Here is an 11,346-nt window from a genome sequence, read left to right as displayed (position 1 = left end):
CTGCTGCCGAAACCTACATAACTCATTGAATCTCAAGGAGTTTTCCGTTTCGACTGCGCCGGAAGTGGGGCGAATTATAGACATCTAAAATTCGCCGTCAACACTTATTTTCAGAATCACTCAGATTTCAGAGTGATGCGTGCAAATGCCTTCTTGCCTGCCTGGCAAACGTGGGTCGCGCCCAGTACATATATAAAGGAGCGATCAACCACTTCACCATCGATGCGCACCCCACCAGACGCCAGCAGATCGCGCGCCGCCGCCGAGTTCTTCACCAGGCCTGCCTTATTAAGGACAGCCGCGATCGGCATATCTTCAGTAGAAGCCAGTTCGACCTCCGGCAGATCATCCGGCAACTCTCCATCCTTCATACGGTTACCCGCCGCACGATGAGCGTTGGCCGCTGCCTCTTCACCATGGAAGCGCGCAACGATCTCTTCAGCCAGCTTGATTTTGACGTCGCGCGGATTGGCGCCCGCTTCTACATCGGCACGTAACGCATTGATCTCATCCATCGAGCGGAAGCTGAGCAGCTCGAAGTAACGCCACATCAACGCATCCGGAATCGAAACCAGCTTGCTGTACATGACGCCCGGCGCTTCCTGAATGCCGACGTAGTTGCCCAATGACTTGGACATCTTCTTCACGCCATCCAGCCCCTCAAGCAGCGGCATGGTCAGAATGCATTGAGCCTCTTGACCATAACCGCGCTGCAGCTCGCGCCCCATCAGCAAGTTGAACTTCTGATCAGTGCCACCCAACTCCACATCCGCGCGCAGGGCCACCGAGTCGTAACCCTGAACCAGCGGATAGAGAAACTCGTGAATCGCGATTGGCTGGTTAGTCGTGTAGCGCTTGTCGAAGTCATCACGCTCAAGCATGCGCGCGACGGTGTACTGTGAAGTCAGACGAATGAAGTCCGCCGGCCCCATCTGATCCATCCAGGTGGAGTTGAATGCAACTTCAGTTTTCGCCGGATCAAGAATCTTGAACACCTGAGTCTTGTAGGTCTCGGCGTTTTCCAGAACCTGCTCACGAGTCAGCGGAGGACGAGTGGCGCTCTTGCCGCTCGGATCACCGATCATCCCGGTGAAGTCACCTATAAGGAAGATTACCTGATGCCCCAGCTCCTGGAACTGGCGCAGCTTATTAATAAGCACGGTATGACCCAGGTGCAGATCCGGAGCGGTCGGGTCAAAACCAGCCTTGATCCGCAGCGGCTGGCCGCGTTTGAGCTTCTCGATCAGCTCGGACTCGACCAACAGTTCTTCCGCACCACGTTTAATCAGCGCTAGCTGCTCTTCAACCGACTTCATAACAGACCCGCAAGGCTCAGATTCAAAGGGAACCAACCATACAAGATCGCGCACCAATTACAAGTTTTGCCCGGCGCACGGACACCAATCCACAGACGTGCTGTCTGTAGACTTGCTTCAGAGATGATTTGGTTATATTTTATACAGTTATTTCATCTTCATCATGTCATTCATCTTTTCCAATTCATCATTTTTCAAAGTCAAAATTACCTATGACCACAGAACCGTCTAAAGCGCCTCCGCTTTACCCGAAGACCCACCTGCTCGCCGCAAGTGGAATCGCCGCCCTTCTCAGCCTGGCTCTCCTGGTATTTCCTTCCAGTGATGTAGAAGCCAAAAAGACGACCCTGAGCCTTGAACTGGAAAGTCCTGCTGAACAACTGACACAAGATCAAGACGCAGCTGATGCGACTCAAGCCACAAATGAGCCAGTAACTTCGCCGTTTGCTCAAATCGAAAACAGTAACGAAAACACCCCGCAAACCGCCGAAGCAGCACCTGCGCCAGCCGCCGAAAAGCCAAAGTCACCTGGCCACCGTGAAGTCATCGTTGCCAAGGGCGATACGCTGTCGACCCTGTTCGAAAAGGTCGGCCTGCCTGCCGCCTCCGTTCACGAAGTCCTGGCCAGCGACAAGCAAGCCAAACAATTCAGCCAGCTTAAACACGGCCAAAAACTCGAATTCGAATTGAACCCTGAAGGACAGCTGACCAGCTTGCACAGCAAGGTCAGCGACGTCGAAACCATTACCCTGACCAAGAATGACAAGGGTTATGCCTTCAACCGGGTTACCGCAAAACCAACCGTTCGTACCGCTTACGTGCACGGCGTCATCAATAGCTCACTCTCGCAATCAGCGGCCCGTGCCGGCCTCTCGCACAGCCTGACCATGGATATGGCCAGTGTCTTCGGCTACGACGTCGACTTCGCTCAGGACATCCGTCAGGGTGACGAATTCGACGTGATCTACGAGCAGAAAGTGGTCAACGGCAAAGCCGTCGGCACTGGCCCCATCCTGTCCGCACGCTTCACCAACCGCGGCAAGACTTACACCGCCGTGCGTTACACCAACAAGCAAGGCAACAGCAGCTACTACACCGCTGATGGCAACAGCATGCGCAAGGCGTTCATCCGTACGCCGGTGGACTTCGCCCGCATCAGCTCGAAGTTCTCCATGGGCCGCAAGCACCCGATCCTCAACAAGATCCGCGCCCACAAAGGTGTCGACTACGCAGCGCCACGCGGCACGCCGATCAAGGCTGCCGGCGACGGTAAAGTACTGCTGGCCGGCCGCCGTGGCGGTTACGGCAACACCGTGATCATTCAGCACGGCAACACTTACCGTACCCTCTACGGCCACATGCAAGGCTTCGCCAAAGGCGTGAAAACCGGCGGTACCGTCAAGCAAGGCCAAGTGATCGGTTACATCGGCACTACCGGCCTGTCCACCGGCCCGCACTTGCATTACGAATTCCAGGTCAATGGCGTTCACGTCGATCCACTGGGCCAGAAACTGCCAATGGCCGATCCGATCGCCAAAGCCGAACGCGCTCGCTTCCTCGCACAGAGCCAACCGCTCATGGCACGCATGGATCAAGAGAAGGCCACCATGCTGGCTTCGAGCAAGCGTTAAGTCATGGCCCTGTATATCGGCGTAATGTCCGGAACCAGCCTCGACGGTCTGGACATTGCCCTGATCGAACAGTCCTCGGCGATCAACTTGATCGCCACGCACTACATTCCCATGCCTGAATCCCTGCGCGCCGAGCTGCTCGGCTTGTGCGCCAGCGGCCCTGACGAAATCGCCCGCTCGGCGATTGCCCAACAGAACTGGGTGACGCTCGCTGCGCAGGGCATTCACACCCTCCTCGCTCAGCAACAACTCAAACCCCAAGACATTCGAGCGATTGGCAGCCACGGCCAGACCATTCGCCACGAACCGGCGCGCGGCTTCACCGTGCAGATCGGCAACCCGGCCCTGCTGACCGAACTGACCGATATCACTGTCGTCAGCGACTTCCGCAGCCGCGATGTCGCAGCTGGCGGCCAAGGTGCTCCGTTGGTTCCTGCATTCCATGAAGCTTTGTTCAAAGAGCGTACCGGCAATCAGGCCGTCTTGAATGTCGGCGGTTTCAGCAATTTGAGTCTGATAGAGCCGACCAAGCCTGTAGCCGGTTTCGACTGCGGCCCTGGGAATGTGCTGATGGACGCCTGGATTCAGCAGCAGCGTGGTGAAAACTATGATCGTAATGGCGAATGGGCAAAAACCGGTACGGTAGAACCGATGTTGCTGGAAGCACTGCTCAGCGATCCGTTCTTTATTACCAAGGGCCCAAAAAGTACCGGCCGCGAAGTATTCAACCTGCCATGGCTGGAGCAACATCTGTCACGGCTCCCAGCCTTCGCTGCGGAAAACGTGCAGGCCACGTTGCTTGAGCTGACTGCGCTGACCATCGTCGAGTCGCTGCACAGCGCTCAATCCGACACCCAAGAGTTGTTGGTCTGCGGCGGCGGCGCACACAACAGCACACTGATGAAACGCTTGGCCGAACTGCTACCCAACACGACGGTAGCCAGCACCCAGACTCACGGCGTTGATCCGGACTGGGTAGAAGCGATGGCTTTCGCATGGCTGGCCCATTGCTGCCTCGAAGGGATCGCCGCCAACCGCCCAAGCGTCACCGGCGCACGCGGTCTGCGGATACTTGGCGCCATCTATCCAGCCTGATCAACTCGCACACAGCAAAACGCCGCAGAACCGTAAGGCTCTGCGGCGTTTTGTTGTCTGTAACGAAGAGCGATCAGATCGAGAACGAAGACCCGCAACCACAGGTTGTGGTGGCATTCGGGTTCTTGATCACGAAGCGCGAACCTTCCAGACCTTCCTGGTAATCCACTTCAGCACCGGCCAGGTACTGGAAGCTCATCGGATCAACCACCAGACTCACGCCTTCGCGCTCAACGATCGTGTCGTCATCGGCCACGTCTTCATCGAAGGTGAAACCATATTGAAACCCTGAACAACCGCCGCCCGTAACGAATACGCGCAGCTTCAAGCGATCATTCCCCTCTTCATCGACCAGGCTCTTCACCTTGTGCGCAGCACCTTGAGTGAATTGCAAAGCCGTGGGGGTGAAGGATTCGACGCTCATGCTGACTATCTCCCGGCGTTACGCCGCCATAATGCGTGATGACGCGCATTATCCGCTTGTCCTAGAAAATCGGTCAACTATTGTTACGGTATATCAATAAAGCCGACGAGCTGTTCACAATGCAAAAAGGCCCGCTTGACGGGCCTTTTCGCTGTGCGGCTTAAAGTGTTACGGCAGCATACCGGCGTGGGACAGGCCGAAACGCTCGTCCAGCCCGAACAGAATGTTCATGTTCTGCACCGCCTGACCCGACGCGCCTTTGACCAGGTTGTCGATCACCGACAGTACGACCACAAGATCGCCATCCTGCGGACGGTGAACGGCGATACGGCAAACGTTGGCACCACGCACGCTACGGGTTTCCGGATGGCTGCCGGCAGGCATTACATCGACGAACGGTTCGTTGGCATAACGCTTTTCGAACAGCGCCTGCAGATCCACCGAGCGATCAACCACGGTCGCGTAGAGCGTCGAGTGAATGCCACGGATCATCGGGGTCAGGTGCGGAACGAAGGTCAGGCCAACGTCCTTACTCGCTGCGCGACGCAGACCTTGGCGAATTTCCGGCAAGTGACGGTGACCCTTTACCGCATAGGCCTTCATGCTTTCCGACGTCTCGGAGTACAACGAGCCTACAGCCGCACCACGACCGGCACCACTGACACCGGATTTGCAGTCGGCGATCAGACGCGAAGTATCGGCCAGTCCAGCTTCAAGCAGCGGTAGGAAACCCAGCTGCGTCGCGGTTGGATAGCAACCTGGCACAGCGATCAGGCGAGCTTTCTTGATCTGCTCGCGATTGACTTCCGGCAGGCCATAAACCGCCTCGTCCAGCAATTCAGGCGCGCCGTGCGGCTGGCCGTACCATTTGGCCCACTCTTCAGCGTCTTGCAGACGGAAGTCTGCCGACAGGTCGATGACCTTGGTGCCCGCCGCCAGCAATTCACCGGCCAATGCGTGAGCCACACCGTGCGGCGTGGCGAAGAACACCACGTCGCAAGCGCCGAGGGTCTTGATGTCCGGCACGCTGAAGGCCAGGCCGTCGTAGTGACCGCGCAGGTTCGGGTACATGTCAGCCACGGCCAGCCCGGCCTCGGATCGGGAAGTGATCACAACCACTTCTGCTTGCGGATGCTGCGCCAACAGACGCAGCAGTTCGACACCGGTGTACCCCGTGCCGCCGACAATACCGACCTTGACCATAACCTGCCCTCAAAGAACCCACTGGAAAGCCGTCGATAATAGGGGCCGCGCACGTCTGCGACAACCGTCAAGGTGACGTGCGGACGCTCAAGCCTCTACTATCCGGCTTACCGTGAATTAGGAATAACTAAAAATGCTCTATCTGTGGGTAAAAGCGTTTCACATTGTCAGCGTCGTTTGCTGGTTTGCCGGGCTGTTCTACTTGCCGCGTCTGTTCGTGTATCACGCGCAAAGCGAAGACACGATCAGCAAAGAGCGCTTCAGTGTCATGGAGCGCAAGCTGTATCGCGGCATCATGGGCCCGGCGATGATCGCCACGCTGATCTTCGGCGGCTGGCTGATCTATCTGAACCCGAGCCTCTTCAGCATGGGCGGCTGGATTCACGCCAAGCTGACCCTTGTCGTCTTGCTGATCGGCTACCACCACATGTGCGGCGCGCAGGTAAAACGTTTTGCCCGTGGCGAGAACACCCGCAGCCATGTCTTTTATCGCTGGTTCAATGAAGTACCGGTTCTGATATTGCTGGCTATCGTAATTCTGGTCGTGGTCAAGCCGTTCTAACTTCAACAACTACAGATCTTTGGGGTATCCATAATGTCGCTGCCCGCTTTGCTCGAACAACGTCTGCGTCTGCCCGTGGTGGCCGCGCCGATGTTTCTGATTTCCAACCCGGAACTGGTACTCGCCTGCTGCCGTAATGGCGTCGTTGGCAGCTTCCCGGCGCTGAACCAGCGTGAAAGTAGCGGGTTCAAGGCCTGGCTGGAACAGATCGAAGCGGGACTGGCGACACTGGAGAGTCCGGCCCCCTATGCAGTGAACCTTATCGTGCACAACAGCAACCCGCGCTTGCAGGCGGACCTGAATATCTGCGTCGAACATAAAGTGCCGATCGTCATCACCAGCCTCGGCGCGGTAAAGGAATTGGTCGATGCGGTACACAGCTACGGCGGTCTGGTCTTCCATGACGTCACCACTCGCCGGCATGCAGAGAAAGCGGCCGAGGCCGGTGTCGACGGCTTGATCGCCGTTGCTGCGGGCGCCGGGGGCCATGCCGGGACCTGGAGCCCATTCGCGCTGATCGCGGAGATCCGCCAGTTCTTCGATAAAACCCTGTTGCTTGCAGGATGTCTTAACCACGGTCATGAGATTCTCGCCGCGCAACTGCTCGGCGCGGATTTGGCCTACTTCGGTACGCGATTTATCGGCACCACCGAAAGTCATGCGCCTGACGCCTACAAGGAGATGCTGCTGACAGCCAAGGCTGCAGACATCATCCATACTCCAGCGGTGTCGGGGGTACCGGCGAGTTTTATGCGCCAGAGTCTGGAGGCGGCCGGCTTCGATATGGCGGCTCTGCAAGGCAAAGGCGAAGTGAATTTTGGTGACAAGCTCAAGCCGATCAGTGATGAAGCCAAAGCCTGGAAAACCGTGTGGTCTGCCGGTCAAGGCGTAGGGCAGATCGATGATCTGCCGAGCGTGGATGATTTGATCGCACGACTGGATGCCGAGTATCGCCAGGCACAGGAACGCGCGGCACAATTGCCGAAACGCTGGCCACGCTAAGAAAAACCAGGCCGGCCGCAATGGACTGGCCTTACACTGCTGACCTTTCAATTCATTCGCGACAAGGATGCCTCGGCCATGAGCGAACCCCGTTACAAGATCGTGTTCGACGGTGCTCTACAGCCCGGTGTCGATATCACCACTGCCAAACTCAATCTGGCGGATCTGTTCAAAAGCGATGTGACCGCGATTGAGCGCCTTTTTAACGGCAGCGTCGTCGCACTCAAGCGCGAACTCTCCCACAGTGATGCTCAAACGTACCTGCAGGCTCTGAACAAAACCGGGATTGCTGCGCGAATCGAAACGGAAACAGCCATTGAGCTGAATCTGGCCGATGTCCATGAGCAGGCTCAGGTTGTTGCCGAACCTGACTCGCCTTACGCGGCACCTCGCGCCAACGTCGGTGAAAATCTGCCGGAGTTCGCCACGCTCAAGCCGTTCAGCGTCGAAGGGCGGATCGGACGCCTGCGTTTTCTGGCCTGGACAATGGTGCTGAGTCTGGTGACATTGCCCATTGTCGGCGTGTTCGCCCTGTTGGCTCTGGGGCTGGTCAGCGGTGATTCCACTACCGGCCTGATCATCGGCGGGATCTTCGCGTTTTTCCTGTTTATCGCTTTCCTGATTGTCAGCATTCTGTTCAGCGTTCAGCGTCTGCACGATATCGGCTGGTCGGGCTGGCTCTGGCTATTGAACCTTGTACCCTTTGTGGGCAGCTTCTTCCCGCTGGTGATCATGGTCGTACCGGGCAACACCGGCGCCAATCGCTATGGCCCTCCCCCTCCGGCAAACAGTACCGCAGTAAAAGTGCTGTGCTCCCTGTGGATTGTGTTCTTCGCGCTGATTTTTGCGGGTGGAATGCTGGGCGGGATCTCGGCGATCCAGCAGGAATACGAAAGCAACCTGGAAAGCAGCTACGAAAGTGGCTCGGTGACCACCGATGAAGTCGAAGTAGAAGTCGAATCACCCGTGGATTCCGCCGACGAAGCAGCCGAAGCGGCGCAGGCCCCTGTAGACTCTGCGAAAGAATGAACAGCGCTCCCCGCCGTGACACCCGCGTCGCTGGCGCGGAGCTGTTGCGATGGAGAATTGCATGACCCGTTACGCACTGATCACCGGCGCTTCCAGCGGCATTGGCTTGGCCATGGCCGAAGCGCTGGCCCGGCGCGGCCGCAGCCTGATTCTGGTGGCCCGACAGCGTGATCAGCTGGAAAGCATTGCGATCGAACTGACCCAGCGTTTTGGCGTCGAGGTGCTGTTCCGCGCCTGCGATCTGGGCGAGCCGCTGCGCTTGTCCGGTTTCTTGCTGGAGCTGGAAGAAGGCGACCGGCAGATCGACTTGCTGGTGAACTGTGCAGGCATTGGCACCTGCGGCCCGTTTCTCGCGCAGGACTGGATGACCGAGCAGGACCTGATCGAAGTGAACATCCTCGCCCTCACCCGCCTGTGCCACGCGATCGGCAACAGCATGGCGCTGCAGGGTGGCGGGCAGATTCTCAACGTTGCTTCGGTGGCCGCGTTCAATCCCGGCCCGTGGATGAGCACTTATTACGCCAGCAAAGCCTATGTTCTGCACTTCTCCGAAGCCTTGCGAGTAGAACTCAAGCAAAGTGCTGTGAAGGTTTCGGTGCTTTGCCCCGGCCCGACGCGCACGGCATTTTTCCGCACGGCGCAACTCAACAGCGACAAAATCAAAGACAGCAAATTGCTGATGAGCCCGGAGGAAGTTGCGCTGTACACCGTGCGCGCCCTCGACAAGAACCGGGCGATCATCATCCCGGGGCGCCGCAACCGCTGGTTCGCCTTTTTGCCGCGACTCGGTTCGCGCTGGCTCAATCGCACCATTGTCGGCATGGTCAACAAGGCTTACTGCCCGCGCTGAAATGCCCTACAGGTAAAACACTGGGCGGGATAAGCCGCCCTGCGTACACTCAGACCAGCCCAAACAACGGAGAAAACAGCAGTGGATACTCTGTTCACCAAGATCATCAACCGGGAGATCCCGGCCAAGATCATTTACGAAGACGACCAGGTTCTGGCGTTTCACGACATCGCCCCTCAGGCACCGGTGCATTTCCTGGTGATCCCGAAGAAACCGGTGCGCACCCTCAATGACCTGACCGAAGACGACAAGGCACTGGCCGGGCATATTCTGTTCACTGCACAGCGTCTGGCGCTGGAGCTGGGTTGCGAAGAAGGTTTCCGCGTGGTGATGAACTGCAACGAGAAGGGTGGCCAGACGGTCTACCACATTCATATGCACGTCCTCGGTCAGCGTCAGATGAACTGGCCACCGGGCTAATACCCAGCAAACCTGTGTAGGAGCTGCCGAAGGCTGCGATCTTTTGATCTTCGAGTATCAAAAACAAGATCAAAAGATCGCAGCCTTCGGCGGCTCCTACATAAAGCAAAAAGCACATCCAGTGTGACTGATGACCCAGCGCAAACCTTCCTCGGCCGATTCGGTTAAACTGGTCGCCGAGATTCTTCCCGGAGGTCAGCATGACTACCCAACGTCACTACTCGCCGATTGACCGTATTCTGCTGCAAGCCGATGCCGCGATGCGTACCCTGCTGCCCTTCAGCGGCCAGCCGTACCGTCCGTCGCCAGCCATTCTGCAGCCGGATACGCAAATGAGCGACGAAGACACCCGCCACGTCGCCGGTCTGATGCGCATCAACCATACCGGTGAAGTCTGCGCCCAGGCGCTGTATCAGGGGCAGGCGCTGACCGCCAAGCTACCGCAGGTGCGCGCAGCCATGGAGCACGCGGCCGAAGAAGAGATTGATCATCTGGTGTGGTGCGAACAGCGCATTCATCAGTTGGGCAGCCATACCAGCGTTTTGAATCCACTGTTTTACGGTCTGTCGTTCGGTATTGGCGCGGTAGCCGGGTTGATCAGCGACAAGGTCAGCCTCGGGTTTGTCGCGGCGACCGAGCATCAGGTGTGCAAACATCTGAATGAACATCTGGAACAACTGCCGGCCGAGGACGAGAAATCCCGGGCGATTCTCGAGCAGATGCGCATTGATGAAGAACATCATGCCGAAAGTGCTTTGGAGGCTGGTGGGTTCCGTTTTCCGGCACCGGTGAAATTCGGGATGAGTATTCTGGCCAAGGTGATGACCAAGAGTACTTATCGGATCTGAGAACGGTATTGCTGCAGAGGGCACCTTCGCGAGCAGGCTCGCTCCCACAGGGGTTCGTGCCAGGAATGAAAAAGGCGACCGAAAGGTCGCCTTTTTTGTGCCCGGGAATCTTAGGTCGGCATGTTGCGCGCGTAGAAGATTTCGAGCATTTCGTGTTTCACCCGGTCGGTCACCTGAGCGCGTTGCTCCGCAGACAGGTTGCTGGTGGCGTCGCCAAACAGGTAGTTATCCAGTTCGAAGTTCTTCAGCAGCATTTTGGTGTGGAACAGGTTTTCCTGGTACACGTTCACGTCGGTCATCTGGTACGCGTCGCGAGTGTCTTCGGACAAGTAGTTCTGGATCGAATTGATCTCGTGGTCGATGAAGTGCTTGTTGCCTTCAACGTCACGGGTGAAGCCGCGCACACGGTAATCCACAGTCACGATGTCCGAATCGAACTGGTGAATGAGGAAATTGAGCGCTTTCAGCGGTGAAATGACACCACAAGTCGACACATCGATGTCCACACGGAAAGTTGCAATACCGTCGTCCGGATGGATTTCCGGGTAGGTGTGCACCGTGATATGACTCTTGTCGAGGTGGGCCAGGATAATTTCGGGCAACGGGCCCGGCGATTCTTCGATCTGGCTTTCAGTCGGGGTTACCGGCTCTTCAGAAATCAGAATCGTGACGCTGGCGCCCTGAGGTTCATAGTCCTGACTGGCAATATTCAGGATGTTGGCACCAATGATCTCGACAACTTCTGTGAGAATCTGCGTCAGGCGTTTCGCGTTGTACTCTTGATTGATGTACTCAACGTAAGCCTGCTGGTCTTGCGGGGTTTCCGCGTAGCAGATGTCATAGATGTTGAAGCTCAAGGTCTTTGTCAGGTTATTGAACCCGTGGAGCTTGAGTTTGCTTTTCACCGTTAAAAACTCTCTATGTATGCGGCCCGGCCGCGTGATCAAGCATGCCCGTCAAGTGCGA

General features: G+C 57.1%; 12 protein-coding genes. 8 read left to right on the top strand and 4 right to left on the bottom strand.

Annotated elements, in window-relative coordinates:
• Positions 1-116 precede the first annotated feature (116 nt).
• Positions 117-1,316 carry a tyrosine--tRNA ligase gene (tyrS, locus tag ACM6JQ_RS01410; protein ID WP_007918909.1) on the bottom strand — a complete coding sequence of 400 codons (1,200 nt, stop codon included), beginning with the start codon at positions 1,314-1,316 and terminating at the stop codon, positions 117-119.
• A gap of 212 nt (positions 1,317-1,528) precedes the next feature.
• Between tyrS and ACM6JQ_RS01405 the strand changes: the two genes are divergently transcribed.
• Both ACM6JQ_RS01405 and ACM6JQ_RS01400 read left to right on the top strand, forming a co-directional pair.
• A complete protein-coding gene (locus tag ACM6JQ_RS01405; protein ID WP_095112694.1) occupies positions 1,529-2,947 on the top strand; it encodes a peptidoglycan DD-metalloendopeptidase family protein in 1,419 nt (472 codons plus the stop codon).
• Between the two features lie 3 nt (positions 2,948-2,950).
• The gene (locus ACM6JQ_RS01400; RefSeq protein WP_095112695.1) at positions 2,951-4,042 is read left to right on the top strand and encodes an anhydro-N-acetylmuramic acid kinase; all 1,092 of its coding nucleotides are present in this window, start codon (positions 2,951-2,953) and stop codon (positions 4,040-4,042) included.
• A 73-nt stretch (positions 4,043-4,115) separates the two neighbouring features.
• Here ACM6JQ_RS01400 and erpA read toward each other — a convergent pair whose 3' ends face one another.
• Both erpA and argC read right to left on the bottom strand, forming a co-directional pair.
• The gene (gene erpA / locus ACM6JQ_RS01395; protein ID WP_007918905.1) at positions 4,116-4,466 is read right to left on the bottom strand and encodes an iron-sulfur cluster insertion protein ErpA; all 351 of its coding nucleotides are present in this window, start codon (positions 4,464-4,466) and stop codon (positions 4,116-4,118) included.
• 168 nt (positions 4,467-4,634) lie between these two features.
• Positions 4,635-5,669, bottom strand: coding sequence for an N-acetyl-gamma-glutamyl-phosphate reductase (gene argC, locus ACM6JQ_RS01390; protein WP_007918900.1), 1,035 nt, complete (start codon positions 5,667-5,669; stop codon positions 4,635-4,637).
• Between the two features lie 133 nt (positions 5,670-5,802).
• On the opposite strand from argC, the gene hemJ reads away from it, so the two are divergent.
• The 6 genes from hemJ to coq7 all read left to right on the top strand — a co-directional run bounded on the left by hemJ (position 5,803) and on the right by coq7 (position 10,380).
• Complete coding sequence (gene hemJ / locus ACM6JQ_RS01385; protein ID WP_007918898.1) at positions 5,803-6,231, top strand: protoporphyrinogen oxidase HemJ; 429 nt, start codon at positions 5,803-5,805, stop codon at positions 6,229-6,231.
• A 33-nt stretch (positions 6,232-6,264) separates the two neighbouring features.
• The gene (locus tag ACM6JQ_RS01380; RefSeq protein ID WP_095112696.1) at positions 6,265-7,233 is read left to right on the top strand and encodes an NAD(P)H-dependent flavin oxidoreductase; all 969 of its coding nucleotides are present in this window, start codon (positions 6,265-6,267) and stop codon (positions 7,231-7,233) included.
• A gap of 78 nt (positions 7,234-7,311) precedes the next feature.
• Complete coding sequence (locus ACM6JQ_RS01375; RefSeq protein ID WP_007918894.1) at positions 7,312-8,262, top strand: DUF805 domain-containing protein; 951 nt, start codon at positions 7,312-7,314, stop codon at positions 8,260-8,262.
• 61 nt (positions 8,263-8,323) lie between these two features.
• On the top strand, positions 8,324-9,112 hold the full coding sequence (locus ACM6JQ_RS01370; protein ID WP_042704868.1) for an SDR family NAD(P)-dependent oxidoreductase: 789 nt from the start codon (positions 8,324-8,326) through the stop codon (positions 9,110-9,112).
• Positions 9,113-9,193: 81 nt separating this feature from the next.
• Entirely contained in the window at positions 9,194-9,532 is a 339-nt protein-coding gene (locus ACM6JQ_RS01365; RefSeq protein WP_003228789.1) for a histidine triad nucleotide-binding protein, read from the top strand.
• A 200-nt stretch (positions 9,533-9,732) separates the two neighbouring features.
• Complete coding sequence (gene coq7, locus ACM6JQ_RS01360; protein WP_414893114.1) at positions 9,733-10,380, top strand: 2-polyprenyl-3-methyl-6-methoxy-1,4-benzoquinone monooxygenase; 648 nt, start codon at positions 9,733-9,735, stop codon at positions 10,378-10,380.
• 110 nt (positions 10,381-10,490) lie between these two features.
• Here coq7 and speD read toward each other — a convergent pair whose 3' ends face one another.
• The gene (speD, locus tag ACM6JQ_RS01355) at positions 10,491-11,285 is read right to left on the bottom strand and encodes an adenosylmethionine decarboxylase (protein ID WP_007918883.1); all 795 of its coding nucleotides are present in this window, start codon (positions 11,283-11,285) and stop codon (positions 10,491-10,493) included.
• Between the last annotated feature and the right edge of the window lie 61 nt (positions 11,286-11,346).

Source organism: Pseudomonas sp. IT-232MI5, assembly GCF_949767845.1.
Lineage (GTDB): Bacteria > Pseudomonadota > Gammaproteobacteria > Pseudomonadales > Pseudomonadaceae > Aquipseudomonas.
The sequence above is the reverse complement of the archived record's forward strand: the minus strand, read 5'-3'. Positions and strand labels throughout refer to the sequence as shown.

What these genes read in the sequence shown, in the direction of transcription:
- tyrS (WP_007918909.1), bottom strand. Translation starts at nt 1,316, where the DNA reads ATGAAGTCGGTTGAAGAGCAGCTAGCGCTGATTAAACGTGGTGCGGAA.
- ACM6JQ_RS01400 (WP_095112695.1), top strand. Translation starts at nt 2,951, where the DNA reads ATGGCCCTGTATATCGGCGTAATGTCCGGAACCAGCCTCGACGGTCTG.
- ACM6JQ_RS01380 (WP_095112696.1), top strand. Translation starts at nt 6,265, where the DNA reads ATGTCGCTGCCCGCTTTGCTCGAACAACGTCTGCGTCTGCCCGTGGTG.
- argC (WP_007918900.1), bottom strand. Translation starts at nt 5,669, where the DNA reads ATGGTCAAGGTCGGTATTGTCGGCGGCACGGGGTACACCGGTGTCGAA.
- ACM6JQ_RS01405 (WP_095112694.1), top strand. Translation starts at nt 1,529, where the DNA reads ATGACCACAGAACCGTCTAAAGCGCCTCCGCTTTACCCGAAGACCCAC.
- erpA (WP_007918905.1), bottom strand. Translation starts at nt 4,466, where the DNA reads ATGAGCGTCGAATCCTTCACCCCCACGGCTTTGCAATTCACTCAAGGT.
- ACM6JQ_RS01375 (WP_007918894.1), top strand. Translation starts at nt 7,312, where the DNA reads ATGAGCGAACCCCGTTACAAGATCGTGTTCGACGGTGCTCTACAGCCC.
- ACM6JQ_RS01370 (WP_042704868.1), top strand. Translation starts at nt 8,324, where the DNA reads ATGACCCGTTACGCACTGATCACCGGCGCTTCCAGCGGCATTGGCTTG.
- hemJ (WP_007918898.1), top strand. Translation starts at nt 5,803, where the DNA reads ATGCTCTATCTGTGGGTAAAAGCGTTTCACATTGTCAGCGTCGTTTGC.
- coq7 (WP_414893114.1), top strand. Translation starts at nt 9,733, where the DNA reads ATGACTACCCAACGTCACTACTCGCCGATTGACCGTATTCTGCTGCAA.